General features: G+C 60.0%; 19 protein-coding genes and 2 pseudogenes. 7 read left to right on the top strand and 14 right to left on the bottom strand.

All coding sequences use genetic code 11. From position 1 onward, the window contains the following. Positions 1-4: 4 nt before the first annotated feature. Both JOE39_RS04845 and JOE39_RS04850 read left to right on the top strand, forming a co-directional pair. Entirely contained in the window at positions 5-1,108 is a 1,104-nt protein-coding gene (locus JOE39_RS04845; RefSeq protein WP_210077755.1) for an efflux RND transporter periplasmic adaptor subunit, read from the top strand. Further along, positions 1,105-4,224 carry an efflux RND transporter permease subunit gene (locus JOE39_RS04850; RefSeq protein WP_209996583.1) on the top strand — a complete coding sequence of 1,040 codons (3,120 nt, stop codon included), beginning with the start codon at positions 1,105-1,107 and terminating at the stop codon, positions 4,222-4,224. The genes JOE39_RS04845 and JOE39_RS04850 overlap by 4 nt, the downstream gene beginning before the upstream one ends. A gap of 213 nt (positions 4,225-4,437) precedes the next feature. Here JOE39_RS04850 and JOE39_RS26515 read toward each other — a convergent pair. Beyond that, positions 4,438-4,581: pseudogene (locus tag JOE39_RS26515) on the bottom strand (urease accessory protein UreD); the annotation flags it as partial. On the opposite strand from JOE39_RS26515, the pseudogene JOE39_RS04855 reads away from it, so the two are divergent. Continuing rightward, a pseudogene (locus JOE39_RS04855) lies at positions 4,580-4,912 on the top strand (amidase family protein); the annotation flags it as partial. The pseudogenes JOE39_RS26515 and JOE39_RS04855 overlap by 2 nt on opposite strands. Before the next feature lie 60 nt (positions 4,913-4,972). Here the strand turns inward: JOE39_RS04855 and JOE39_RS04860 are convergent. The 3 genes from JOE39_RS04860 to JOE39_RS04870 all read right to left on the bottom strand — a co-directional run bounded on the left by JOE39_RS04860 (position 4,973) and on the right by JOE39_RS04870 (position 8,326). Then, positions 4,973-5,947 (bottom strand): aliphatic sulfonate ABC transporter substrate-binding protein, encoded by a 975-nt coding sequence (locus tag JOE39_RS04860; protein WP_210077751.1) that lies wholly within the window; start codon positions 5,945-5,947, stop codon positions 4,973-4,975. Positions 5,948-6,023: 76 nt separating this feature from the next. Further along, the gene (locus tag JOE39_RS04865) at positions 6,024-6,983 is read right to left on the bottom strand and encodes a D-isomer specific 2-hydroxyacid dehydrogenase family protein (RefSeq protein ID WP_044311513.1); all 960 of its coding nucleotides are present in this window, start codon (positions 6,981-6,983) and stop codon (positions 6,024-6,026) included. Then, positions 6,980-8,326 carry an LLM class flavin-dependent oxidoreductase gene (locus JOE39_RS04870; protein WP_004410692.1) on the bottom strand — a complete coding sequence of 449 codons (1,347 nt, stop codon included), beginning with the start codon at positions 8,324-8,326 and terminating at the stop codon, positions 6,980-6,982. The genes JOE39_RS04865 and JOE39_RS04870 overlap by 4 nt, the downstream gene beginning before the upstream one ends. An 832-nt stretch (positions 8,327-9,158) precedes the next feature. Here JOE39_RS04870 and JOE39_RS04875 point away from each other — a divergent pair. From JOE39_RS04875 to JOE39_RS26465, 3 genes are read left to right on the top strand one after another with little or no spacing between them, the layout of a single operon-like run. Further along, on the top strand, positions 9,159-11,285 hold the full coding sequence (locus JOE39_RS04875; RefSeq protein ID WP_103362448.1) for a PAS domain S-box protein: 2,127 nt from the start codon (positions 9,159-9,161) through the stop codon (positions 11,283-11,285). Then, the gene (locus tag JOE39_RS04880; protein ID WP_044311511.1) at positions 11,282-12,769 is read left to right on the top strand and encodes a chemotaxis protein CheW; all 1,488 of its coding nucleotides are present in this window, start codon (positions 11,282-11,284) and stop codon (positions 12,767-12,769) included. Before JOE39_RS04875 ends, JOE39_RS04880 begins: the two co-directional genes overlap by 4 nt. A 55-nt stretch (positions 12,770-12,824) precedes the next feature. Continuing rightward, a complete protein-coding gene (locus tag JOE39_RS26465) occupies positions 12,825-12,950 on the top strand; it encodes a hypothetical protein (protein ID WP_003315538.1) in 126 nt (41 codons plus the stop codon). Positions 12,951-13,023: 73 nt separating this feature from the next. Here JOE39_RS26465 and JOE39_RS04885 read toward each other — a convergent pair whose 3' ends face one another. The 3 genes from JOE39_RS04885 to JOE39_RS04895 form a co-directional block, all read right to left on the bottom strand. After that, complete coding sequence (locus JOE39_RS04885) at positions 13,024-13,509, bottom strand: GNAT family N-acetyltransferase (protein WP_029572484.1); 486 nt, start codon at positions 13,507-13,509, stop codon at positions 13,024-13,026. 61 nt (positions 13,510-13,570) lie between these two features. Continuing rightward, positions 13,571-13,969: a hypothetical protein gene (locus tag JOE39_RS04890; RefSeq protein WP_003315537.1), complete on the bottom strand. Its 399-nt coding sequence runs from the start codon at positions 13,967-13,969 to the stop codon at positions 13,571-13,573. A 122-nt stretch (positions 13,970-14,091) separates the two neighbouring features. Further along, entirely contained in the window at positions 14,092-14,967 is an 876-nt protein-coding gene (locus tag JOE39_RS04895) for an MBL fold metallo-hydrolase (RefSeq protein WP_210077749.1), read from the bottom strand. A gap of 108 nt (positions 14,968-15,075) precedes the next feature. Between JOE39_RS04895 and JOE39_RS04900 the strand changes: the two genes are divergently transcribed. Next, a complete protein-coding gene (locus JOE39_RS04900; RefSeq protein WP_024960115.1) occupies positions 15,076-15,966 on the top strand; it encodes a LysR family transcriptional regulator in 891 nt (296 codons plus the stop codon). A 104-nt stretch (positions 15,967-16,070) separates the two neighbouring features. On the opposite strand, the gene JOE39_RS04905 is transcribed toward JOE39_RS04900, so the two are convergent. From JOE39_RS04905 to purU, 7 genes are all read right to left on the bottom strand, one after another. Then, entirely contained in the window at positions 16,071-18,011 is a 1,941-nt protein-coding gene (locus JOE39_RS04905; RefSeq protein WP_004418077.1) for a methyl-accepting chemotaxis protein, read from the bottom strand. Between the two features lie 214 nt (positions 18,012-18,225). Beyond that, on the bottom strand, positions 18,226-18,798 hold the full coding sequence (locus JOE39_RS04910; protein ID WP_210077747.1) for a sarcosine oxidase: 573 nt from the start codon (positions 18,796-18,798) through the stop codon (positions 18,226-18,228). 3 nt (positions 18,799-18,801) lie between these two features. Next, positions 18,802-21,708 carry a 2Fe-2S iron-sulfur cluster-binding protein gene (locus JOE39_RS04915; protein WP_210077745.1) on the bottom strand — a complete coding sequence of 969 codons (2,907 nt, stop codon included), beginning with the start codon at positions 21,706-21,708 and terminating at the stop codon, positions 18,802-18,804. After that, positions 21,705-22,010 carry a sarcosine oxidase subunit delta gene (locus tag JOE39_RS04920; protein ID WP_003396121.1) on the bottom strand — a complete coding sequence of 102 codons (306 nt, stop codon included), beginning with the start codon at positions 22,008-22,010 and terminating at the stop codon, positions 21,705-21,707. The genes JOE39_RS04915 and JOE39_RS04920 overlap by 4 nt, the downstream gene beginning before the upstream one ends. A 13-nt stretch (positions 22,011-22,023) precedes the next feature. Continuing rightward, entirely contained in the window at positions 22,024-23,265 is a 1,242-nt protein-coding gene (locus JOE39_RS04925) for an FAD-dependent oxidoreductase (protein ID WP_122220625.1), read from the bottom strand. Continuing rightward, positions 23,247-24,149: a bifunctional methylenetetrahydrofolate dehydrogenase/methenyltetrahydrofolate cyclohydrolase FolD gene (gene folD / locus JOE39_RS04930; RefSeq protein WP_032660769.1), complete on the bottom strand. Its 903-nt coding sequence runs from the start codon at positions 24,147-24,149 to the stop codon at positions 23,247-23,249. Before folD ends, JOE39_RS04925 begins: the two co-directional genes overlap by 19 nt. Further along, entirely contained in the window at positions 24,146-25,012 is an 867-nt protein-coding gene (gene purU / locus JOE39_RS04935; RefSeq protein WP_003346974.1) for a formyltetrahydrofolate deformylase, read from the bottom strand. Before purU ends, folD begins: the two co-directional genes overlap by 4 nt. Positions 25,013-25,203 lie beyond the last annotated feature (191 nt).

The following is a 25,203-nucleotide window of genomic DNA, read 5'->3' on the forward strand; positions in this document are numbered from 1 at the left end:
TCCCATGCTCCTGTTCAGACCCAAAGCCACTGCGTTGTTGTTATTGCCTCTCTTCCTGACTGCGTGCAGCGAGTCGTCCGGGGGGCGCGATCCACGTACCCAGCCGCCTCTGGTAAGGGCGGCCACTGTTGCAAATACTGATCAAGCCTCCCGTTCATTCACCGGGGTTGTGGTCGCTCGGGTTCAGAGCGACCTGGGGTTTCGGGTTTCCGGGAAGGTGCTTGAGCGCCTGGTTGATACCGGCCAGACCGTCAAGCGCGGTGAGCCGCTGATGCGCCTGGACCCCGTTGACCTTGGGCTTCAGTCTCAGGCCCAACAGCAGGCGGTTGCCGCGGCTGTGGCGCGAGCCAGGCAGACCGCCGATGACGAAGCGCGTAATCGTGATCTGGTTGTTGCTGGTGCGATATCCGCGTCCGCCTACGACAGGATCAAATCCCTGGCCGACACCGCCAAGGCAGAGCTGAGTGCTGCACAAGCGCAGGCCAGCGTGGCGCGTAACGCAACCGGATACGCCGTTTTACTGGCGGACGCCGACGGCGTGGTGGTCGATACCCTGGTCGAGCCTGGACAGGTCGTCAGCGCAGGCCAGCCCGTGGTCAGGCTGGCAAAGGCCGGGCCACGTGAAGCCATTGTCCATCTGCCTGAAACCTTGCGGCCGACTATGGGGGATCGAGCTGAGGCCAGACTGTATGGCGACGGTGCGCGCGTCATACCGGCAAGACTGCGGCTGCTCTCTGACGCCGCAGACCCGCTGACGCGTACGTTTGAAGCCAGGTATGTGCTTGAAGGCTCAAACATCAGTGCACCTCTGGGTTCAACGGTGTCCCTCGATATCGCTGCCGGCAAGGCTGGCCGGCAGTCGCTGGCGATACCCATTGCCGCTCTGCATGACCCGGGTCGAGGCCCGGGTGTCTGGGTCATTGCGGGTACGCCTGCAAAAGTCAACTGGCGCGCCGTGCAACTGCTGGGTGTGAGTGACGATTCGGCAAATGTGAGTGGCGGTCTCGAGGCCGGTGAGCAGGTCGTGGCATTGGGTACGCATTTGCTTCACGACGGTGAGGAAGTGCTCGTGCAGCAAGGTGGTATCACCGCCGAGGCACGACCATGAGTCCGGGACGTTTCAACCTGTCTGCACTGGCCGTTCGCGAACGCGCCATCACGCTGTTTCTGATTATTTTGATCGGCGTGGCCGGTACGCTTTCATTTTTCAAACTGGGGCGTGCGGAAGATCCGCCTTTCACCGTCAAGCAAATGACCGTTATTTCTGCGTGGCCTGGCGCAACCGCTCAGGAGATGCAGGATCAGGTCGCCGAGCCGCTTGAAAAACGCATGCAGGAATTGAAGTGGTACGACCGTAGCGAGACCTACACCCGGCCAGGTCTGGCATTCACTATGGTTTCATTCCAGGACAAGACGCCACCTTCTCAGGTGCAGGAAGAGTTTTATCAGGCGCGCAAGAAACTCAGTGATGCCGCGAAGTCATTGCCTGCGGGGGTCATTGGTCCGATGGTCAATGATGAATTCTCGGACGTGACCTTTGCGCTGTTTGCGTTGAAAGCCAAAGGTGAGCCGCAGCGGCTACTGGTACGCGATGCCGAGTCACTGCGCCAGCGTCTGTTGCATGTGCCGGGCGTGAAGAAGATCAATATCATCGGTGAACAGGCCGAACGAATTTTCGTGTCGTTCTCCCACGAGCGGCTGGCAACATTGGGTATCGCTCCTCAGGATATTTTTTCGGCGCTCAACGACCAGAACGTCCTGACGCCTGCCGGTTCGATTGAGACCCGCGGGCCCCAGGTTTTTCTGCGCCTGGACGGTGCCTTCGACACCCTTGAGAAAATCCGCAATACGCCGATTGTGGCGCGGGGTAAAACGCTGAAGCTCCAGGACGTGGCGACAGTGGAGCGCGGTTACGAAGACCCCGCGACCTTTATGGTCCGCAATCAGGGTGAGCCTGCGCTGTTGCTGGGTATCGTGATGCGCGACGGCTGGAACGGGCTGGACCTGGGTAAGGCGCTGGATGCAGAAACGGCCAGCATCAACCAAGGCATGCCCTTGGGAATGACGCTTTCAAAAGTCACTGACCAGTCGGTGAACATCGGTTCGGCCGTTGACGAGTTCATGATCAAGTTCTTCGTCGCCCTGCTTGTGGTGATGCTGGTGTGCTTCCTCAGCATGGGCTGGCGAGTCGGTGTGGTGGTCGCTGCAGCGGTACCGCTGACGCTGGCCATGGTCTTCGTCGTGATGGAAGCGACGGGCAAGAACTTTGATCGTATTACCCTGGGATCACTGATCCTGGCGCTGGGCCTGTTGGTGGACGACGCCATCATTGCCATCGAAATGATGGTGGTGAAAATGGAGGAGGGCTACGACCGGATCAAGGCCTCAGCCTATGCCTGGAGCCACACAGCGGCGCCCATGCTTGCCGGTACCCTGGTGACTGCGGTCGGCTTCATGCCGAATGGCTTTGCGCAGTCGACTGCCGGCGAGTACACCAGCAACATGTTCTGGATTGTCGGCATCGCCCTGATTGCTTCCTGGATAGTTGCAGTGGTCTTCACACCTTATCTGGGGGTGAAGATGCTGCCGGAAATCAAGCCGGTTGAAGGCGGACACGCCGCCATCTACGACACGGCGCATTACAATCGTTTCAGGCGGATTCTGGCCCGCGTCATTGCCAGGAAGTGGTGGGTGGCGGGTGCGGTTATCGCTGCATTTGTGGTGGCGATTCTCGGGATGGGGGCAGTCAAGAAACAATTCTTCCCGACTTCCGATCGTCCGGAAGTACTGATCGAAGTGCAGATGCCCTACGGCACATCCATCGAGCAGACAAGCGCCACCACCGCCAAAGTAGAGGCATGGCTGAAAAAGCAGGATGCCGCGAAGATCGTCACGTCCTACATCGGCCAGGGCTCGCCACGCTTTTATCTGGCAATGGCGCCGGAGCTGCCCGACCCGTCGTTTGCAAAGATCGTTGTACTGACTGAAAGCCAGGAAGCACGTGAGGCGCTCAAGCTACGGATTCGTGAGGCGGTTGCTGACGGACTTGCACCTGAAGCCCGGGTCAGGGTCACACAGCTCGTGTTCGGTCCTTATTCACCGTTTCCCGTGGCGTATCGCGTGAGCGGGCCGGACCCTGACACATTGCGCGAGATCGCCGCGCGGGTCGAAACCGTGATGGCGGCGAGTCCGATGATGCGTACCGTCAACAGCGATTGGGGGACACGAGTGCCCACGCTGCACTTCTCTCTGGATCAGGATCGTTTGCAGGCCGTCGGGCTGACATCAAGCGCAGTTGCCCGGCAATTGCAGTTCCTGCTTTCAGGTGTCCCAGTCACCTCTGTCCGCGAAGATATCCGTTCAGTGGACGTGATGGGCAGGGCGGCGGGTGACATCCGCCTGGACCCTGCGAAGATCGAGGGTTTCACGCTGGTAGGGGCTGCCGGTCAGCGTATTCCTCTGTCGCAGACCGGAGTGGTCGAAGTGCGCATGGAAGACCCGATTCTGCGCCGAAGAGATCGTGTGCCGACTATCACCGTGCGCGGTGATATTGCGGAAGATCTGCAACCGCCGGATGTCTCCGCCGGGATCATGAAAGCATTGCAGCCGATTATCGACAGCCTGCCGCAGGGCTATCGGATCGAGCAGGCCGGATCAATAGAGGAGTCGGCAAAGGCCACTGTGGCATTGGCTCCGCTGTTTCCGATCATGATTGCCGTTACCTTGCTGATCATCATCCTTCAGGTGCGTTCGATGTCGGCGATGATGATGGTGTTTTTCACCGCGCCGCTCGGGTTGATCGGCGTTGTGCCGACATTGCTTCTGTTCAATCAGCCGTTTGGTATCAACGCCCTGGTCGGACTGATCGCGCTGTCCGGCATTCTGATGCGCAATACCTTGATCCTGATCGGGCAAATCGACCACAACGAAAAGCAAGGGCTAGACCCGTTTCATGCGGTGGTCGAAGCGACCGTACAGCGGGCACGCCCGGTGCTGCTCACGGCTCTGGCGGCGATCCTGGCGTTCATTCCCCTGACCCATTCGGTGTTCTGGGGCACGCTTGCCTACACGCTGATCGGAGGCACCCTCGGCGGGACTGTCATGACGCTGGTCTTCCTGCCAGCCATGTATTCGATCTGGTTCAAAATCCGTCCGGATAGAGGAACGCAGCCCCGAAACTCCAGCAGTCACGCCTCAACTGGCACAGAGATGAAGGGGATTTGATCATGAGTCGTTACGCTTAAAGGCGGAGTGCGGCTTTGCGATCAGTTCTACAAAATCGACTACCGTACATGCGTCCGGTGCTGGCGTTGTCCTCATGAGAATAATCTCGCCTAACCGGATTCGCGGGGTCAATGCCAGCATTCTCTTTCGGCGCTGGGAAGGCAAGTTGTAAGTCGTTTGAGCCTGGAAAGTGCTCTGCAACGGCCTGGCTGCTCACTTGCGCCGCACCCGCGGCGCAAGTCCTGTCAATTGCTGCCGAACGCATGCCCAGGCCAGGTGCAGGGCATTACGCAACGCCACTGCATCGGCGCTCATCACGCGTACCGACACGCCGCAATCGTTCGGCAATGCGCTGATGCTGGTGCCGGAGCTCACCCGTCAATACGATGAAGCCTTCCAGCAGTTCGATGTGCTGGTAATGCCGACCATGCCGTTCGTGGCGACCACACTGACCGCCGCCGACGCGCCGATTGAAGAGTACGTGCATAGCGCGTTGAACATGCTGGCCAACACCGCACCGTTCGACCTGACCGGCCACCCGGCCACGTCAGTCCCGGCCGGTCTGGCCGACGGACTGCCGGTCGCCATGATGATCGTCGCGCCGCGCTTCAAGGATGCCTTGGCGTTGCGTGTCGCGCAGGCTTATGAAACCGCCCGCGGAACGTTTCCCACGCCTCCGGGTGTTTGAGTCCGGAGACTGATCGAGGGGCATACTCGCTCCATGCGAGCGGGTGTGCCCCTTCATTCCTCAAGGCCTCCACACCTCCACATCCTGCACATCCACCGCCTTGGGCAGCAGGCCAGCAGCGAAGAAGGCGTCGGCGATATGCTGTTGTTCGTCCAATTGATCGTGCGTGACTGGCTGGATCTGATAAGTCCGATGGCTGTTGGCGATTTCAACCGTTTCGATATCCAGATTGCCCCACAAAGGGCTCAGTAGCTGCGCTGCTTCGCTTGGATTGGCCTTGAGCCAGATGCCTGCCTTGTGCAACTGCTCGTAAACCACGCTGAGCACTTGTGGGTGGTCCTTGGCGTAGCCGGTGCCGGTCAGGTAATAACGCTTGTAGCTGGACAATCCCTTGCCGTCAGCCAGAGTGCGCGTCGGCAATTGCCGTTGGGCGCTGGTCAGGAAGGGTTCCCAGGTGACCCAGGCGTCAACTTTATTGTTCTCGAAGGCCGCGCGGCCGTCGGCGGGCGACAGGTAGGCGGGCTGAATATCGGAAAATGTCAGACCGGCCTTTTTCAATGCTGCGATCAGCAGGTAGTGAGAACCCGCCGCCTTGGTGACCGCGACCTTTTTGCCTTTCAGATCCGATAACTGCTGCACGGGCGAGTTTTTATGGACGATGATCGCCTGCGCGGAAGGCGAGGCCGCTTCCTGGGCAAAGTAGGTCAGCCGGGCCTGCGCTGCCTGGGCGAAGATCGGTACGGTGTCCGCCACATCCGCGCTGATGTCCACGTTGCCGATGTTCAAAGCCTCCAGCAGCGGCAGGCCACTCGGAAACTCATGCCAGGTGACGGTGACGTTTTGCGGCGCGAGGGCTTTTTCCAGAATGCCCTGTGTTTTCAGCAGGGTGATCAGCGTCGACGATTTCTGGTAACCGATTCGCAGCGTTTCCTGCGCTTCGGCAGGGAAGGTGATGCACAAGGCCAACGCCGCGAGCAGACCTGCCAGCAGCGGACGACGATAGCCGGTTTGTGTGTTTTTTATCGGTTTGGGCATGGCGCGCTCGGTATTTGAAGGTGACGCTGAGTGTCAGGAGTGGTATCCCCACGCAGCGCAATGAGGATGATCTGTGTCAGTAGCCGCGCTGGCGATCAGCCTGATTCTGCAAGGCCTGCCCGCTGAGAAAACGGTCAAGGTTGGCCAGAAAGCTGTCGGCTATTTCGTGGCGGCTGTTGCTGGAGATCGCTGAGGTGTGGGGTGACAGGCGTACTCTGGGGTGTGCATACAGGGGATGACCGTCCGGCAGGGGCTCGGGGTCGGTGACGTCCAGCGAGGCAAGGCCAATGGTTCCCCTATCGAGCGCCTTGAGCAGCGCCTCATGGTCAAGCAGGCCACCACGGGCGATGTTGATCAGGTGCAGGCCGGGTTTGGCGCTGTTCAGTACGTCGGCGTTGACGATGTGCCGTGTGGCAGGTGTCAGAGGTGCGGCCAGTACCAGATGGTCGGCGCGGGAAAAAAGCTCGTGAATGTCGCGCGCGCTTTCGACGCCATCAACCTCGAACGGCGTCTGGCTCTGCCGCAACGCCACGACAGTGATGCCCAGTGCCAGCGCTTTACCGGCCAGGCTGCGACCGATGGCGCCGAAGCCGAGAATCCCGAGCGTAGTGCCCTTGAGCGGTGTCAGTGCAGTGAAATTCCATTGCGAGTCATGCACCCAGATGTCCGGCAAGTGTTTGGCAGCAGCGAAAATGGCGGCCAACGAGAACTCGGCAATGTTTTCTGCCGCGCTGCCCCGCGAGGTGCTGACCGGCGGGCCGTCGAACAGCCAGCCGGGATAGAAGTCGATGCCCGAAGACACCACCTGAATCCATTTCAGGCCATAAGGCCAGCCCGGAGGCGGCGAGGCAGGGGCTTCATAACCACGCACATTGATAGGGCGCGCCAGCAGAATGCTGACCTCGCCGGGCAGGTCGCTCGGCACGCCGGCCGGTACGCCGATGACCCTGGCTTCTGGATGGGTCACTGCAAGCCGCTCGCTGATGACCTGATTGAAGTCATCATCCAGTTGGCTGGCTATCACGAGTCGAGTCATGCCACAGCCTCGTCTGATTGATGGGCGACAGCCTTTGCATGACGATTGGCCGGTATTTCAAGACCGAGATTGTCACGCAGCGTATTGCCGGTGTATTCGGTGCGGAACAGTCCGCGCTGCTGCAGCACCGGCACCACCTGTTCAGTGAAATACTGCAAACCGTCCGGCAGGACGCTGTTGATGATGAAGCCATCGGCTGCGCCTGCCTCGAACCATGTCTGTATCGCGTCGGCAACCTGATCGGGCGTGCCGACGAAGTCGCGGCGGGGCAGGGAGAAGCGCAGGGCGACCTCACGCAGGCTCAGGCCTTCGTCTCTGGCCAGTTGCTTGATCCGGTCCGAACCGCCTTTCTGGCTGTTGGAGCCCAGATCACCTAGTTCCGGGAAGGGTTCGTCCAGTGGGTACTGGCTGAAATCGTGATCATTGAAGGGGCGGCCAAGGGCGACAATGGCATCTTCGATCGTCACCAGCTCCACGGCCTGGCGATAGCGGCTCTCCACCTCGGCCTCATCACGCCCGACAATCGGGCGAATACCCGGCAGAATCGACAGCGCGTGGGGATCTCGGCCAAAGCCGCCAGCTCTCTGTTTCAGGTCCTGATAGTAGGCGCGTGCTTCATCGAAGCTCTCGGCGTGGACAAAGATCGCATCCGAATTCTGAGCGGCGAAGTTACGCCCGGCCTCGGAAGTGCCTGCCTGAAAAATCACCGGCTGACCCTGCTTCGACCGGGCGATGTTGAGCGGGCCTTTCACCGAGAAAAATTCGCCCTTGTGGTTCAGCGCGTGCAGTTTGCCTGGCGTGAAGAACTCGCCTTTCTGCTTGTCGTAGGCGAAAGCGTCGTCTTCCCAGGAATCCCAAAGGCCCTTGACCACTTCGATATGCTCTTTGGCGATTCGGTAGCGCACCGCATGTGGCGGGTGTTCGCCCTTGCTGAAGTTATCGGCGGTGCCACTCAGCCACGACGTCACCACGTTCCAGCCAGCCCGGCCGCCGCTGATGTGGTCCAGTGAGGCAAACTGGCGAGCGACCTGGAAGGGCTCTGTGTAACTGACCGTGACCGTTGCTACCAGACCGATGTGCCGGGTGGTGGCTGCGAGTGCGGACAGAATGGTCAAGGGTTCGAAGCGATTCAGGTAGTGAGGACTGGATTTCTCGTGGATGTGCAGGCTGTCGGCAATGAACACGAAATCGAATCGGGCCGCTTCTGCCAGGTGGGTCTGTTGCTGATAAAACCCTAAATTCACACTGGCGTTGGCCAGCGCCTGCGGGTGGCGCCATTCGCCCCAGCCATGGCCGACCCCGTGGACCATGGCGCCAAGTTTAAGGTGTCGTTGTTTGCTCATGAAGTGTGCCCCGGGCGTGATGAGGAAGGTAGATTCACCTCCGCCTGGAGAAAGGGGTCGGTAATGGGATTACGGTATTCCTATAAAAAACTGCCGTGAAATTCTTTTTTGTTATAGGTTTATTATTAAAGTAAATAATTATTAATTTACAAATTATGCATTATTTGAATTTTAAGGATTTCCCTTCGCACGCCATGTCCCGGGCCTGATTATCTGTTCGTGAAATATCTGGCCGACGCCTTGCTCAAGTACCTGACCGGGTCGCAGCGAACAAACATTGATCCAGGACAAAACCTGCACGTCTACAGTGTTTCAAGGTGACGAAAATAATTGATATGTCGGTGATCCAGCCGATATAGGCCTACGTATGCAGCCCTCAGCCTACCCAGGCCTTCTAGAACAGGAGTTCCATGGATCCGCGTCTTGCTGGACTTTCCTTCTTGCTGACCCTGGGCTGGACTGGCGCTGTCATTCTTGTCATCTGGTTTTATGCCTGATGAACAAGAGGTGTTCGACGTCGGTAGAGGCGTGGTGTTCGAAGCGCTCTTCGCTGACGACCGGCAGCCTGTCTGTGTGATGGCGAAATAGCGGCCCTAAAGCTGTTCCGTTTGATGCCGATGTTAATACTACAGCTACCTGCCAGGTGGAGTCGGTCATTCCATCCAGCGCTGACGGCCTGACAGTTCGCGCTATGGACGGCATTGAGAAAGACGATTAACCGGCTTGATCGGCAGCCTCCATAGTCCACACATTGGTGTGTCTGACAGGGCTCGCAGAGACCGGCGCTTCATGACAATACTTCCATAGATGCTTACTCGCAGAGTATTTCCACATGTCGACCACGATTGAAAGCACCCACAGGGCCAGGCTGGAACTTGATCTTCACTCGCTGATGACGGCCATTGACCGTTCCCAGGCGATGATCGAGTTCGATCTTGAAGGCAATATCCTGCGGGCCAATACCAATTTTCTGGATTGCGTCGGCTATCGGCTGGATGAGGTCCAGGGTCGGCATCACCGCATGTTCTGCACGCCGGAACATGCGTCCAGCGTCGAATATGCAACGTTTTGGGAAAAACTGGGCAAGGGCGCTTTCGACGAAGGGCAGTACAAGCGCCTGGGCAAGAACGGGCGCGAGATCTGGTTGCAGGCGACTTATAACCCGGTCTTCGACGAGCAGGGCAATCCGTTTAAGGTCGTGAAGTTCGCCACGGACGTGACTGCGCAACGCAAGTCCAATGCCGAGTACGAAGGCAAGGTTGCGGCCATTGATCGTTCGCAGGGCATTATCGAATTCGACCTGAACGGTCGCGTGCTCAACGCCAACGAAAACTTTCTCAAGGTCCTGGGCTATCGTCTGGACGAGATTCAGGGTCAGCACCATCGCATGTTCTGCGAAGACGACTACCTGAATAGCCCGGCCTATCGTGCCTTTTGGGCCAAGCTTGAACGTGGTGAGTATGACTCCGGCGAATACAAGCGCATCGGCAAGAACGGTCGCGAGCTGTGGATCAGCGCCACTTACAACCCGATCTTCGACCCGGATGGTCGTCCTTACAAGGTTGTGAAGTTCGCCAACGATGTGACCGAGAGCCGCATTCGTCAGGCTGAGTCCGCGGGCAAGGTGACGGCCATCGAGCGCTCCCAAGCGGTGATCGAATTCGATCTGACGGGCAAGGTGCTGCACGCCAACCGCAATTTTCTGACGGTATTCGGCTACGATCTCGACGAAATCGTCGGTGAACACCACCGTATGTTCTGCTCCGAAGAATTTGTCAGCAGCCTGCAGTATCGTGAGCTCTGGGAGAAGCTGGGGCGCGGCGAGTACGACGCCAACGAGTACAAGCGCAAGCGCAAGGACGGTAAGGAGATCTGGATTCAGGCGACCTACAACCCGATTTTCGATGCGCAGGGCAAACCCTACAAGATCGTCAAATTCGCGCTCGACGTGACTGTGGCCAAGGAAACCAGCGTCGAGGACCAGGGCAAGGTGAATGCCATCGACCGCGCCCAGGCCGTCATCGAATTTGACATGGCCGGCAACATCATCACCGCCAACGCCAACTTCCTCAAAGCGCTGGGTTATGGCCTGCTGGAAATCAAAGGCAAGCATCACCGTATCTTCTGTGAGGAAGAATACGTGCGCGGCACCGAGTACCGTGAATTCTGGCACGGGCTGGGGCAGGGCGAGTTCTATTCCGGGCGCTTCATGCGTGTCAGCAAATACGGGCAGAAAATCTGGATTCAGGCGACGTACAGCCCGATTTTCGACAACGACGGCTTGCCGTTCAAAGTGGTGAAATTCGCCACTGACATTACCCGTCAGGTTGAGATGGAACAGGCGATAGAGGCCAAGACCCGCGCCATGGGCGAGTCGGTAAAAGCACTGATGAACGCCATTTCCTATGTGGCGCAAAGTACCGAGACAGCCACCGATCTGGCCAGAATGACGCGTGAGCAGGCCAGTTCCGGTTCGCAGACGCTGGTCAAGGCGTCCGACGCAATGGGCATGATTGCCAAGTCCGCCGAGGGCATTCAGGACATCATTCAGGTGATCAGCGAGATCGCCAGTCAGACCAACATGCTGGCCTTCAACGCGGCCATCGAAGCGGCCAGGGCCGGTGAGCATGGCCTGGGCTTTTCGGTAGTCGCCGACGAGGTGCGCAAGCTGGCCGAGAAGTCCTCGCGTGCGACCAAGGAAATCAACAAGCTGATTCTGGAAACCGTCAGCCGCATCGAGTCGGGCAACGAGATTTCGCGCAGTGCCGGCGAAGCCTTCGAACACATCGTGGAAGGCGTGATGCAGACCACCCAGGCGATCGACGGGATCAATACGGCGACAGAGAAGCAACGCCTGTCGGCGCAGGAAGTCGAGACCCTGATCGTCGAGCTGCATAAAGCCAACCTGACCGGCCACACCGAAACTCTGAACAAGGTATCCATCGGACAACCTGCATGAGCAGCCTGAATGCCTATGGCGTCGTGCAGATCAATGGTGTGTATCTGGCGGTGGTTGCCGATGCATTGATGGAGGCCGTGCACTGGCCCGCTGATCTGCATCCCCATCCATTGACCCGGGGAGCGCTGCGTGGGGTGTTTACCCTGCGTGGCAAACCGGTGCCATTGGTCGACCTGCGGGCTCAACTGGCGGAGGGTGGCGATATGTCTTCGCCGACGCCACTGGTCGCGATTCTCAAGTACGGCGGTGGCTACCTCGGGCTGGCGATTGACGCGGTGTGCGACATTCTCAAGGCCCGTGATTCTCAGTTCAGCCCACTGGGGCCCGAGGGCAGCGCTGTCGGGCTGCTGCCCTCTCTGCTGCTCGGCGCCGAAGAGTCGCGGATGATCTACAAGCTCGATCTTGCCTTCATGAGTGGTTTGCCAGGCGTACTGTTCGCTGCCGACCCCAACGCGCAAGTGCTCAAGGATGAGGCGCTGGCCGCCAAGAGTCGCTTGCTGCATTACCTGGTATTCGAGTGCGATGGCCGCAACTTCTGTATCGATGCCAGCGTTGTGACCGAGTTGGTGGACGGTCCCGAGATCACAGCCTCGGACTTTGCCAGTGACTGCTGCTTTGGCGTCACCTCGGTGCGTGGCACCAAGGTTCCGGCGCTCAACCTGTCCGAAGTGCTTGGTCTGGATCATCTACGTCAGACGTCCAAGCCGCAGTTGCTGCTGTTGACTGCGCCAGACGGGCGGGTGTGCGGGTTTGGCTATGACCGCATGGTCGCCATTCAGCGTCAGGATCCGGACAGCCTGTTGGCGGCGCCGGGCTATGGCCTGCCGCATCCAGAGCTGCTGGCCGGGGTAATGAACCTGGAGGAGGGGCAGCAGGCCTTGTTGCTTGATCATCCGATGCTGCTGCAGCGCCCGGAAGTCAAAAGCTACACCCAGGTTTATCAGCACGACGTCAAACCTGCCCAGGCCTCGCACGATGTGACCAAGGCCATGCTGCGCCACGCCTGCCTGCTGTTCGATGCGCCGACCCGCTTCGTGGCACCGTTGAGCCAGATCGTGGAAATCATGAGCATGCCGCAGCAACTGATCGGCCTGTCGCAGCCGGAAACGCATTTGCTGGGGCAGTTCAATTTGCGCGGCGAGCAGGTACCGCTGATCTGCCTGAGCAGCCTGTTGGGCGAAGGCGCACAGGTCCAGGGCGAAGCGTCGCGTGTATTGATCGTGCGTGGCGAGCGGCTGTGCTTCGGTTTTGCAGTGAACCGCGTCGATGCAATCGACGCGTTCAATCAGTTCGATCCGGCCATGCTGGAACAGGGCTGGCAAGCCAGTACCGGCAAGGGCATTTCGGTCAATGACCGGGTCCGTTCGCTGGTCAGTGTCGGCAGTCAGGAGCGCAGCTGGCGCGCGACCCTGCTCGATCTGCAGGGGCTGGCCAGGCAACTGGAATGCAACGTCGATCAGCGCCGCACTGTGCAATCAGTCTGAACCGAATGCTCCGCGCGTGGCCTTATTTGAGTGTCCACCAGCGGAGTCAACGACCATGACTGACAAGAAAGACGAGAAAAAACCGGAACCGCAAAGCGATGTGCCCGCGCACTCGACGCCCGAAGAAAAGGAACGCCTGAAAGACTTCAACAAGGACGGCATCCCGCCTGGGGTTTGCTGACAGCTGTTGAATGCTTTTCCCGAAGCGCCCGGCCTATTACAGGCCGGGCGTTTTCGTATCAGGCCCTTGTGTTTCAATCGCCGCCCTTGGCGAAGTCCAGCAGCCCGGCACCCTCCATTCGGTAACGAACCCATTCACTTTGCGGTGCCGCGCCGATGGCTTCGTAGAACTGGATGGCTGGCTCGTTCCAGTCCAGAACGCTCCATTCCAGGCGGCCACAATCGTTGGCCACCGCTTCGCGAGCGATCTGTCGAAGCAGTGCGCGTCCAGCGCCGATGCTGCGTTTCTCCGGCGTGACATACAGGTCCTCCAGATAAACACCATTGCGTCCCAGCCAGGTCGAGTAGCTGTAGAAATAGACGGCATAGCCAACGGGCTTGCCGTCATCCAGGCACATCAGCGCCTTGGCAGGTGCGTTGTCGGCGAACAGGCTGCGTTGAATATCGTCGGCACCGGCCTTGACCTCGTGCCCGGCGCGTTCATAGATGGCAAGTTCGGTGATGAACGCCAGAATCTGACTGGCATCAGAGGCAATGGCTGGGCGTATTTCGAGGGACACGGAGGGCATTCCTTGGCTTATGGGCGCAGCATGATAGCCGCATTAGCCAGGCGCTCGATAGTCAGGCGTCGCGCAGCAGGTCGTTGGCGTTGAGCAACTGATAGGCGATCTGTGGACGTGCTTCCAGGGCGCGGCGGATGGCGGCAGGTATCGATTGACGCGTCTTGCGACACAGCCCGACCTTTTCCTCGACGACAATGCTGATGCCGCGCATGGTGCGCACTTCATTGAAGCCCGGCGCGATGTCGACACGCACGCCCAGTTGCTGGAAAATCTTGCGCTGCATGTGCTCCAGATCTTCCAGACTTTCGATACGCTCCAGGCGATCCAGCAGGGTTTTTTCCGCGTCGCGGGACAGCAGCAGAATCCGCAGGTCTGCATCTTCCGCGTCCAGCAGCTCGCGCTTGCAGTCGCAAGCGCCGGGCGGGCAGGGGTTACGGATTTTCAGAGGGGCGTTCATGGGCGCAGCATAGCGACTGATATGGGCGTCTGACCATAGCTGAGTGCGTCTGCGCAGCGTATGTAAAAGCCTCGTCCCTCCTGATATTCGCAGCGCTCCGTTGGGGTCTTACAGGTGCCGGATCAATTTGGCCACTTCATCTCGCCCTTGATGACTTTTGCGCTCATCTCCAGCGAAGCCGGTTCGGCCAGTTGCGGCCAGGCTTTGTGCATGGCGTCGATCAGCGTGGCGGAATCCTTGGCCTTGGCGGCCTGTTCTTCGAAGGACTTCAGGTAGTCGGCGGTGAACGTCACAGCCTGGGTGCCTGACGGGACCTCGCCCAGGTAATGACCCGGAATCACGGTGGCCGGTTTTAGCGCCTCGATGCCTTTGAGTGTCGCGAGCCAGTCCTGACGCGATTTCGTGCTTTGCGTGTCAGCGACCCAGACATGAATACCGCTGGAGACCACGACACCGCCGACCACTGCCTTGAGGGAGGGAATCCATACGTAGCTGCGCTCGGGCGCCGGGCCGTTAAGGCCTTTGATCTGCAACGGTTGGTCTTCAAGCGTCAGGTGGTCGCCCTTGAGCACTTCCGGCACAACCAGGCTGGCTGGCGCATTGTCCTTGAGAATCGGGCCCCAGTAGGCGAGTTTGCCCTGCATCGACGCCTTGATCGCCTTCACGGTAGGTGCGCTGGCGACGATCTTCGCCTCGGGGAACGCGGCTTTGATGACGTCCAGACCGAAGTAGTAATCCGGGTCGCTGTGGCTGATATAGACGGTGGTAAGTTGCTTGCCGCTGGCCTTGATCTTTTGCACCAGGGCCTCGGCGTCGTTGCGCTGGAACTGCGCATCGATAAGCACCGCGTCATGCTTGCCGGTGATCAGTTCGGATGACACCGGGAAGACGGCTTTTTCAGCCGGGTTATACACCTCGATTGCCAGGGGGGCTGCGGCCTGGGCTGCGAGAGGGAACAGAGCAGCGAAGGACAGGGCAAGCAAGGATTTACGCAACATGGGGTACGACCTTCGTTCGGGCAGGACTGAGGTCGTTATCTTATGTTGCCTCAGATGAAACAAAAGCCTCAGTATTGGCAACTATTGATTGCTTATATCGGACGAATCGTGGATCGGATCATAGCGGCACGGGTATTCATCGCTATCAACGACAGGGGCAGCCTCATAGCCGCCGCCGAGGCGCTGGACATGTCTCGGGCAATGGTCACACGTTATCTGGCGCAGATGGAGAGCTGGGCCGGAGCGCGACTGCTGCACCGGACCACACGCAAGCTCGGCTTGACCGCCCCCGGACAAGTGACGTTGTTGCGTTGCCAGCAGTTGATCGAGCTGGCCGACGCGGTGCCGCTGGCGGCCGATACGCAAATCGAGGAGCCACGCGGCATGCTGCGCATCGCCTGTTCGCAGTCACTGGCGCTGGCCGTTCTGGCACCCGCGGTGACGGCTTACCTGCGCCGTTATCCCGGCACCTCGGCAGACCTGCTTATCGGCAACGAGGCCGTGGATCTGGTCAGCGAGCGAATCGATCTGGCGATCCGCATCACCAATCAGCTGGACCCCAATGTCATTGCCCGTCCGCTGGGGCAATGCGATTCGGTGGTGTGTGCTTCTCCAGCCTATCTCGCCGTGCACGGCACGCCGTCCAGGCCGCAGGAACTGCCTGCCCACAACTGCCTGACCTATTCGTATTTCGGCAAAAGCCTTTGGGAGTTCACCCGCCAGCAACTGCCGCTCAGTGTGCCGGTCGGCGGCAACCTGAGTGCCAACGATTCAGTGGTGCTGCTGGAGGCCGCAGTGGCGGGCGCCGGTATCAGTCTGCAGCCTGTGCATTCGGCGGCGCCGTTGATTGCAAGCGGCAAGCTGATCGCCCTGATGCCGGAGTACCAGCCACGGGCTCTGGGGATACACGCGATCTACACCTCAAGGCACCATCAGTCAGCAACGCTGCGCACTTTTCTGGATTTTCTGACTGAATGGTTTGAGAGGGACGGAGATTAAATCTCCTGCTGTGGACAGGGCTCAGAGTGTCCAGAACACGCGGAGGATGGGCACGATAGGGTACGCACAGACGCCCATCGTTCCCACGCTCCGTGTGTGCAGTATCAGGTCTTGAACTTGCGCACCAGGCCGTCCAGTTCGCTGGACAGCATCTCCAGGCTTCTGGAATCCGCGCGGGCCGAGTCCGATAGTTCGGCGATCAACTGCGCATCACCATGGATCTGGCTGATGTGCCGGTTGATGTCTTCGGCCACCTGATGCTGTTCCTCGGCGGCGGTTGCGATCTGGGTATTCATATCGCGAATCACATCCACTGACTCGCGGATTTGCCCGAAGCTGCTGCGTGCCTGTCCGATCTTGGTCACCGATTGCTGCGACACGTCGAGGCTGGCATGCATCTGTTGCGCCACCGAGGCAGTGCGTTTGGCCAGGTTGCCCAGCAAGCTGTCGATTTCTGCGGTCGAGTCCGACGTGCGTTTGGCCAGTGCGCGGACTTCGTCGGCCACCACGGCAAAGCCGCGACCCTGTTCGCCTGCACGTGCCGCCTCGATGGCGGCGTTGAGCGCCAGCAGGTTGGTCTGCTCGGCAATCGAGCGGATGGTGTTGAGGATCGACTGAATGCCTGCGCTGTCCTTTTCCAGTTGCGTCATGTCCTTGGCCGAGCGGGTTAGCTCTTCGCTGAGCTGGTCGACGCTGCGCACCGCCTCATCGATCTGCCGCTGACCTTCACGCGCCTGTTGCTGACCGTTGTCGGCCGAGTCGGCGGCCTGGCTGCAGGAGCGGGCGACTTCATTGGAGGTAGCGACCATTTCATGAAACGCCGTGGAGACCATGTCCACCGCTTCGCGCTGTCGGCCAGCAGCTTCGGCCATGTCGTTGGAGACACGTGTCGAACTGTGTGAGGCTTCGAGAATCTTCCCGGCCGCCTGCCCGATGTGCTGGATCAGGCTGCGGATCGCGGTCAGGAACTTGTTGAACCAGCCCGCCAGCTGCGCGGTTTCATCCTTGCCGCGCACGGCGAGGTTCTGGGTCAGGTCGCCTTCACCGCCCGCGATGCCTTCCAGACCACTGGAAACACTGTGGATCGGACGCACGATAACGCGGGCGAAACTGGCACCGACAATTGCAAAGACCACCGCCAGCACCGCCGCGATGATACCGATCAACCAGGTCAGGCGGGTGGCCGAGGCCATCACTTCGTCCTGCTTGATCAGGCCGATGAAGTTCCAGCCCAGTTGCTCGGACGAGTACACATTGGCCATGTAGCGTTCGCCGTTAAGTGTCACCTCGACCAGACCACTGGCGGTTTTCGCCAGATCGCTGAAGCCGTCGCCCAGTTCGCCCAGTTTCTTGAAGTTATGCTCGGGCTGTTTCGGATCGACCAGCACGGTGCCGTTCTTTTCCATCAGCATCAGATAGCCGCTTTCGCCCAGTTTGATCTGCTTGACGATGTTGGTCAGTTGCTTGAGCGATACGTCAATATTGACCACGCCGCCAGGGTTGCCCAGCTTGTTGGGTATCGCCCGGATAGTACTGACCAGTACTGCATCGTCGTTGGCCCAGTAATAGGCATCGCTACGCACGGTCTTGCCGGCATTGGCCATCGCCGTCTTGTACCACGGCCGCACACGCGGGTCGTAGTTGCTCATTTTCGGGTCTTCCGGCGTCATGATGTAGCTGCCGTTGATCAGACCATAAGAGACGTAGGAGTAGGCTGGGTGAGCCTTGGCGATACTGGCGAACAGCTCGGTCGCCTGCCTGTCATTCTCGGACTGCGGGGGAGGCGTTGCGCCCATGTAGTTGCGGAAATCATCGCTCGCCCCGGCGATCAGCGGGTGCGCCGCGATGTAATTGACGTTCTGCGTAATGCCGTCGAAAAACAGCTGCATGGCATTGTCGACCTGACGAATTTCGCGCGCGCTGCTGTCCGCGAAATCACTGGTCGCCTTGTCACGCAGATTCACGATCACGATGGCGGCAACGACTAATATGGGCAAGCACGCAATGACTGCGAACGCCCAAGTCAATTTCTGTTTGATATTCATTTGAGCTCCGGGATGTCCGTTACTGCCGCAGGTGTTGGGCGCTGCATGGACGCAGTCTGCGCCACCAGGCGTTGGCCTGAGAGTCGTTCTTATGGTCTACCAACAGGTCAACGGCTTTTTGCCGGCATTCTTTAACTGGCGTGGCGGTAACAGACACTTGTTGTCGTTCATGAGCACGAAACGACCTTTGCTCAGTAACGCAGTAACCCGGGGTTCATAAATAGCGTCCTCCAAACTCGGTCATGGCATCCAGCATCGCGTCCTTGAAGTAAGCCAGCGAAGCCCGATCGAAGAGGATCTGGAAACACGGTTCGGCCTGCGCTCCGAGGTTGATGACGATCACATTGATGCGCGCCGCCGAGGTCTGCGCCACCGAACCGGGAGCGAAAGCCCCCGGGCGCAGATCTACGCCACACAGCTTGGCCATCACCTCGGCGATACACGCGCCACTCAGTTGCAGCCAGGCATGGCTGTCTTCGCGAGGCAGCAGGTAATTGGCGCTGTGGTCCAGCTCCCAGCGAGCTTCTTCATCGGCGATGCGCTGCCCGTCATCAAGGGGGCTGCCCAGCAGCAGGTATTCGGTCTGCGAAAGGCGCGCAACATGGCTGCCGTCCGCCTGTGTGACGGCGCGGTTCGGTGCCTCGGGCAGGCTGAAACCGCGTGCAGTGAGGTAGTCAGCGCTTTGCGTGCCGCGAAATCCCACACGTGGTCGATCGGTCAGGTCTTGCAACGTGCACAAGGCCCGCGGGTTGGCGCCGACAGGGCTGTTCTGGCTAAGGCTGGTCATGGGTCAGAGCTCCTGGCGCTGGTTTTCAGGGTCGAAGAACGGCAGTTTCACGACGGTTGCCTGAACCACCACGCCATCTTCGACGCGGATCGGAATCTGCTGGCCGGGAGTGCTCTGGTCGAACGCGGCATAGGCCATGCCAATGATCATGCCCAAGGTCGAGGAGTACTCGCAGGACGTCACGTTGCCACTGATGTCCGGGCCCTTGAGCACCAGATGGCCCTCAAGCGGCAGCGGGCTGGCCTTGGGCAGGGTGAAGCCAACCAGCTTGCGCTTCAGCGGCCGGGCTTCGAGGATGTCCACCGAGCGGCGGCCGACGAAGAACGGCTTGCTGCGGCTGACGGCCCAACCCATGTCGATCTCGACCGGGTGGGTCATGCCGTCGGTGTCCTGGCTGATAATGACGTGGCCTTTTTCCAGACGTAACAGCCGTTGCGTCTCGACGCCGAACGGACGCATGTCGAAGGCCTTGCCAGCCTCGACAAGTGCATCCCAGAGCCTGAGCGCGTGACGAGCGGGAACGTGGATCTCGTAGCCCAGTTCACCTACAAAGCCGACCCGCAACAGCCGCGCCTTGATGCCGGCAACCGTGCCCAGGCGCACGCCAAGATAAGGGAAACCCTCGGCAGACAGATCAAGGTCGGTACAGACCTGCTCCAGCACCTTGCGCGAATCCGGACCCGCCACGTTGACCGCGGCAATGGCCGCCGTGACGTTGGTGATGTCCACGTTCAGACGCCATTGGGCATTCCACTTGAGCATCTGCTGATAAATGCGATCCACGCCGCTGGTGGTGGCCGTGACGTAGAAATGCTGTTCGGCAAAGCGCGCGCAAACGCCGTCGTCGATGACCACGCCTTGCTCGTTGGTCATCAGCGCGTAACGCGAACGCCCGACCGGCTGTTTGAGAAAGGCGAAGGTATACAGGCGGTTGAGCAGCTCGGCGGCATCGGGGCCGCGCACGTCCAGGCCGCCGAGTGTCGACACGTCGATGATGCCGACCTTGTTGCGCACGTGCAGTGCTTCCTGCTGCATGCAGGCATCGCGTTGCGAGGGTTTGCCATAGAACGCGGGACGCTGCCAGATCCCGGCCGGCATCATTTTCGCGCCTGCCTGCACATGACGCTGGTGCATGGGCGTCTGCCGATACGGATCGAAGGCACGACCTGCAACATGTGCCAGTTTCTCGGCCTCGAAGGGCGGCCGGGCCGTGGTCACGCCGGTTTCACTGATGCTGCGCTGGGTCGAGGCAGCCACCAGTCGTGCGGTAGGCAATGCCGAGTGACGACCCTGTGAGGGGCCCATGCCCACCGTGGAATAGCGTTTTACCAACTGGATGTCGCGGTAGCCGATGCGCGTGGCATTGACGATATCGCGTACCTGAAGGTCTTCGTCGAAGTCGACAAAGTCCTTGCCGTCAGGGTGCGGGAAGATCGGCCAGGCGAAGTTGACCTGCGCTTCGCTGCGCAGCGCGGCAGGTGTGTCAGCCGATGTCAGGCCAAGTGCCGAGACCACGCTGGCGGCGGCATGGGCCGCATCGGCCAGTACGTTGTCCAGCGCGTGGTAACCGTTGACCGAGCCTGCGATGCTCAGGTTCTGTGGCAGGCTACTGATGGCGAATTCGGCCTGTTGATCGTCATAGGCCAGCTTGCCGCCGGCCTGACACAACAACTGGTAGACCGGCATGTAGCCGCCGGACATGCACAGCAGGTCGCAGTCGACATGCGAACCGCTGTTCGCCACCTGACCCTGGCCGGTGATCTTGCGCAGCTCGGCGCCGCTCACATGGCGCATGCCTTTCTCATGCAGCGCTTCATAGACCGTTGTGTTCACGTGGCAGACGATGCCGCGCTTCTCCAGAGCAAGCCGCAGCGTCCGGTCCGACGGGCTGCTGCGCATGTCGGCCACTGCGACCACGTCGACGCCCTGATCGTGCAAATCCAGTGCGGCGAGGTAACCGTCATCATTACCGGTCAGCACCACCGCGCGTTTGCCAGGCTTGACGGCGTACAACTTGATCAGGCGCTGTACGGCGCTGGTCAGCATCACGCCAGGGAGGTCGTTGTTACGGAAAATCACCGGCTGATCGAACGAGCCGCTGCACACCAGGCAGTGTGTGGCACGCACCTTGTACAAACGCTTGCCCTGAATCACCGGCAGGTAGTTGTCGGTGAACCAGGCATTGCAGGTCGCTTGCTTGAGCACCTCGATATTGTCATGTGCTTCTACCGCAGCGACCAGCTCACGCCGCAGCTGTTCGGCACGCAGGCCTTCGACATCAAAGCGGGCATACGCCAGCGAACCGCCGAGGATCGGCTGCTGTTCGATCAGCAATACCTTGGCGCCGGCATTGGCAGCACTCAGTGCTGCCTGCAAGCCGGCAGGTCCCGCGCCGATCACCGCCAGATCCGTGAACAGGTAGGCCTTGTCGTAGTACTCGGGCTGGAAGGTCAGGTCCAGCACGCCAAGGCCGGCCTTCTTGCGAATGATCGGTTCCCAGAGTTTCCACATGCCCTTGGGCTTGTAGAAAGAACGGTAGTAGAAACCCACCGGCATGAACTTCGAGAACTTGCCCAGGTACGCGTCCCGGTCGTTGTCCAGCGAGCCGCTGAAGTTCTGGCCGGTGGCCTGCAAGCCTTCCTGCAGCGCAACGGTGTCGGCCATTACGTTGGGCTCGTGAGGCAACTGGATCAGGCTGTTGGCGTCCTGTCCGGCCATGGTCAGCGGACCGCGCGGGCGGTGGTACTTGAATGACCGTGAAAGCAGGAAGCGACCGTTGGCCAGCAGCGCACTGGCAATACTGTCGCCCTGCAGGCCCTGATAGGTTTTGCCATCGAAGCTGAACGTGAGCGGCCGGGTGCGATCGATCAGCAGGCCCATGGGCGCGGGCAGGCGGGCGGGGGTGGTCATCCTGCGATCTCCTTGGAGGCGAGAGGGGCGAAGTCGATACGTGCGGTAAATAGTTCGCGTGGATCGAAGGTGCGGATGATCTCGTCGCTGCCGGTGTGGCGCTCGGCCAGGAACCAGTAGCTGGAGGGATTGTGCATCCACCACTCGCGCACCACGCCCAGCGTGTCCTCACTGTTGAACACGTAATCGGCCCACTCGGCGTCGCTGCAGGTTTGCGGGTCGGGCATGTGTTTGAATTCCCCGCCGTAGGTGAACTCGCTGATGTTGCGCGGCCCGTTGAGCGGGCAGGTCATGATTTTCATGTGTCGCTCTCCGTCAGTGGCTGGCCGCTGTTGCGCCCATTTCGTTGACTTGCTGAAAGGTCGAGAAGCGTTCGAGCGCGAACGGCTTGATCAACTCGGGCACCTTGCCGCCGCTGGCCACCAGTTCGGCTATGGTCTTGCCGCAGATCGGCGTGGCCTTGAAGCCCCAGGTGCCCCAGCCCGCATCCAGGTAGTAATTCCTGACCGGGGAGAGGCCCATGATCGGGCTGTAGTCCGGGGTCATGTCGGTGATCCCGGCCCATTGGCGCATCAGTTTGGCGTTGGCCAGAAACGGAAACATCTCGATGGCGTGGGCCAGCAGGCTTTCCTTGAGGTCCAGCGTCGAGCGGCTGTTGAACAACGGGTAGGGATCAGAGCCACCGCCAAACACCACTTCGCCACGGCTGGTCTGCTGCACATAGCAGTGCAGGGCGGACGAACTCACCAGCGGGTCAAGAAAGGGTTTGAAGGGTTGAGTGACCATCGCCTGCAGCGGGAAAGTCTGGATCGGCGAACGAATCCCGGCCTTCTTCATCATCTGCGAACTCATACCTGCCACCGCCTGCACGGCGCAACCGCACTGGATGGTGCCGCGATTGGTCTTCACCGCCTTAATGGTGCCGTTCTCGATCACCAGTTCCTGCACTTCGGTCAGTTGATGAATTTCCACTCCGCGCTTGGCCGCCTGCTTGGCGTAGCCCCAGGCAACCGCGTCATGCCGGGCGGTGCCGCCGTCGATGTGCCACAGGCCGGCGAGTACCGGCAGATGGCCGGGGTCCAGATTGAGGCTCGGCACCAGTTCGCGGATCTGCTGGCGGTCGATCATCTCGGTGCGGCCGCCGAAATGCTTGTTGACCTCGGCGCGCTGTCGGAACGACCGGACCGTGGCGTCGGTATGCGCGAGGGTCAGTTGGCCGCGCTCGGAGTACATGATGTTGAAGTCGAACTCGTTGGACAGGCCCTGAAACATCTTCACCGACTCGGCATAGAACTTCACGCCTTCGCTGGTCAGGTAATTGGAGCGGATCACCGCCGTGTTGCGCGCTGTATTGCCGCCGCCCAGGTAACCTTTTTCCAGCACGGCAATATTGGTGATGCCGTGGTATTTCGACAGGTAGTAGGCGGTAGCCAGGCCATGCCCGCCGCCGCCGATGATCACCACGTCGTAGGAGGACTTCAGTTCCTTGGGCGCAGGCAGATCTACCTCGACCGGGTACTCCGAGCTGAGCCCGTATTTCAACAGGTTGAAAGGCATACGGCCTCCGATTGGCTGCGTTGCGCGTGGGCCTGCTGCCGGGCAGCAGTCACGGTGTTTTTCATCAGAAAAGCGATGGTCATCGGCCCGACCCCGCCGGGAACGGGCGTGATGGCAGCAGCGACTTCGATGGCGCTGGCGAAATCCACATCGCCCACCAGGCGATTACGGCCGTGGTCCTCGATGCGATTGATACCGACGTCGATCACCACCGCGCCGCGCTTGAGCCAGCTGGCATCGATCAGGCGCGGACGGCCAACCGCCGCCACGACGATGTCGGCCAACTGGCACAAGGCCCTGGCGTCGTGACTGCGCGAATGCACCACCGTCACCGAGCAATGCGCTTGCAGCAGCAGGGCGGCCATGGGTTTGCCGACGATGTTGGAGCGACCGATCACCACCGCATGCTTGCCGCTTAGATCGCCGCAGGTTTCTTCGAGCAAGTGCAGGCAGCCGCTGGGCGTGCAGGGCGTCAGTACGTTACGTCCCTGACTCAGGCCTCCGACGTTTTCACTGTGAAAGCCGTCTACGTCCTTGCCCGGACCGATAGCCTGCAAGACGCGGTTTTCTTCTAGGTGAGCGGGCAAGGGCAGTTGCAGGAGAATGCCGTTTACCGTGTTGTCGGCGTTCAGTTCGGCAATCAGGGCCAGTAAGCGCGCCTGGCTGCTGTCGGCCGGCAGTCGGTGCTCCAGCGAGCGAATGCCGGCTTCCTCGGCGCGCAGGATCTTGTTGCGTACGTAGACCTCACTGGCCGCGTCGTTACCGACCAGGATTACGGCCAGCGCCGGTTCGATGCCTTCGGCCTTCAAGGTGTTCACATCGTGTTTGACCTGTTGCAGAACGCGAGCGGCGGCGGCCTTGCCGTCGATGATGTGTGCGCTCATCGGAACACCACCGTTCGATCCGTGTTGAGAAACACGCGGTGCTCCAGGTGGTATTTGACTGCCCGCGACAGCGCGATGGTTTCGTTATTGCGTCCCGCCGCGACCAGGTCGGCAGGCAGGTAGACGTGATCGACGCGCTGCACTTCCTGCTCGATGATCGGACCTTCATCCAGGTCGCTGGTGACGTAGTGCGCGGTGGCGCCGATCAGCTTCACGCCGCGCTCGTAAGCCTGATGGTAGGGCTTGGCGCCCTTGAAACCCGGCAGAAACGAGTGATGGATATTGATCGCCCGACCCGCCAGTTGCTGGCACAGGTCGTCGGAGAGAATCTGCATGTAGCGCGCCAGCACCACCAGCTCGGTGCCGGTTTCATCGACCACCTTCATCAGTGCGGCTTCCTGCGCGGCCTTGGTTTCCCTGGTCACGGGCAGGTAGATGAAGCGAATACCCTCACGTTCGGCCATCGGTCGTAGATCCAGGTGATTGGAGACGATGGCGGTGATGGTCATGTCCATTTCGCCCTTGTGGTAGCGGTACAGCAGGTCGGTCAGGCAGTGATCGAACTTGCTGACCATCAGCAGCACACGCATCGGCCGGCGCGTGTCGTGCAGCTCCCACTGCATGGCAAAGTCGTTGGCCACCGCGTCGAAGCCGGCTTTCAATTGCTGGATGTCGCCCTCATGACCATCGTTGAAACGAAACACTGCGCGCATGAAAAAAGTGCCGCTGTACTCATCGTCGAACTGGGCCATTTCACCGATGTAGCAGCTGTTGCCAGCCAGGTAGGAGGTCACCGCCGCGACAATGCCGGAGGTCGCCGGGCAGCTGATCTTCAGGATGAAATGGTTCTTCTCGTGTTGCATGGCGTGTCCTCTGAAGGGTGGCGGCAGTTTGGCGCAGGGCGAAAAAGGTCAGATGCAGAGGGTCTGGTTAGCGAATAAAATTCTCTACAGGAATTTAATATTCTTAAAGGCTGTTTTATAGGCGAAAGGAAATCCAGCGTCCAGAGGTTTCTGGAAACTTTGTTTACTAAAGGGAATATGGAGGGGCGAAG

The sequence above is a fragment of the Pseudomonas sp. PvP100 genome (assembly GCF_017833055.1).
GTDB classification, from domain to species: domain Bacteria; phylum Pseudomonadota; class Gammaproteobacteria; order Pseudomonadales; family Pseudomonadaceae; genus Aquipseudomonas; species Aquipseudomonas syringae.

What these genes read in the sequence shown, in the direction of transcription:
- JOE39_RS04845 (WP_210077755.1), top strand. Translation starts at nt 5, where the DNA reads ATGCTCCTGTTCAGACCCAAAGCCACTGCGTTGTTGTTATTGCCTCTC.
- JOE39_RS04850 (WP_209996583.1), top strand. Translation starts at nt 1,105, where the DNA reads ATGAGTCCGGGACGTTTCAACCTGTCTGCACTGGCCGTTCGCGAACGC.
- JOE39_RS04860 (WP_210077751.1), bottom strand. Translation starts at nt 5,947, where the DNA reads ATGCCCAAACCGATAAAAAACACACAAACCGGCTATCGTCGTCCGCTG.
- JOE39_RS04865 (WP_044311513.1), bottom strand. Translation starts at nt 6,983, where the DNA reads ATGACTCGACTCGTGATAGCCAGCCAACTGGATGATGACTTCAATCAG.
- JOE39_RS04870 (WP_004410692.1), bottom strand. Translation starts at nt 8,326, where the DNA reads ATGAGCAAACAACGACACCTTAAACTTGGCGCCATGGTCCACGGGGTC.
- JOE39_RS04875 (WP_103362448.1), top strand. Translation starts at nt 9,159, where the DNA reads ATGTCGACCACGATTGAAAGCACCCACAGGGCCAGGCTGGAACTTGAT.
- JOE39_RS04880 (WP_044311511.1), top strand. Translation starts at nt 11,282, where the DNA reads ATGAGCAGCCTGAATGCCTATGGCGTCGTGCAGATCAATGGTGTGTAT.
- JOE39_RS26465 (WP_003315538.1), top strand. Translation starts at nt 12,825, where the DNA reads ATGACTGACAAGAAAGACGAGAAAAAACCGGAACCGCAAAGCGATGTG.
- JOE39_RS04890 (WP_003315537.1), bottom strand. Translation starts at nt 13,969, where the DNA reads ATGAACGCCCCTCTGAAAATCCGTAACCCCTGCCCGCCCGGCGCTTGC.
- JOE39_RS04895 (WP_210077749.1), bottom strand. Translation starts at nt 14,967, where the DNA reads ATGTTGCGTAAATCCTTGCTTGCCCTGTCCTTCGCTGCTCTGTTCCCT.
- JOE39_RS04905 (WP_004418077.1), bottom strand. Translation starts at nt 18,011, where the DNA reads ATGAATATCAAACAGAAATTGACTTGGGCGTTCGCAGTCATTGCGTGC.
- JOE39_RS04910 (WP_210077747.1), bottom strand. Translation starts at nt 18,798, where the DNA reads ATGACCAGCCTTAGCCAGAACAGCCCTGTCGGCGCCAACCCGCGGGCC.
- JOE39_RS04915 (WP_210077745.1), bottom strand. Translation starts at nt 21,708, where the DNA reads ATGACCACCCCCGCCCGCCTGCCCGCGCCCATGGGCCTGCTGATCGAT.
- JOE39_RS04920 (WP_003396121.1), bottom strand. Translation starts at nt 22,010, where the DNA reads ATGAAAATCATGACCTGCCCGCTCAACGGGCCGCGCAACATCAGCGAG.
- JOE39_RS04925 (WP_122220625.1), bottom strand. Translation starts at nt 23,265, where the DNA reads ATGCCTTTCAACCTGTTGAAATACGGGCTCAGCTCGGAGTACCCGGTC.
- folD (WP_032660769.1), bottom strand. Translation starts at nt 24,149, where the DNA reads ATGAGCGCACACATCATCGACGGCAAGGCCGCCGCCGCTCGCGTTCTG.
- purU (WP_003346974.1), bottom strand. Translation starts at nt 25,012, where the DNA reads ATGCAACACGAGAAGAACCATTTCATCCTGAAGATCAGCTGCCCGGCG.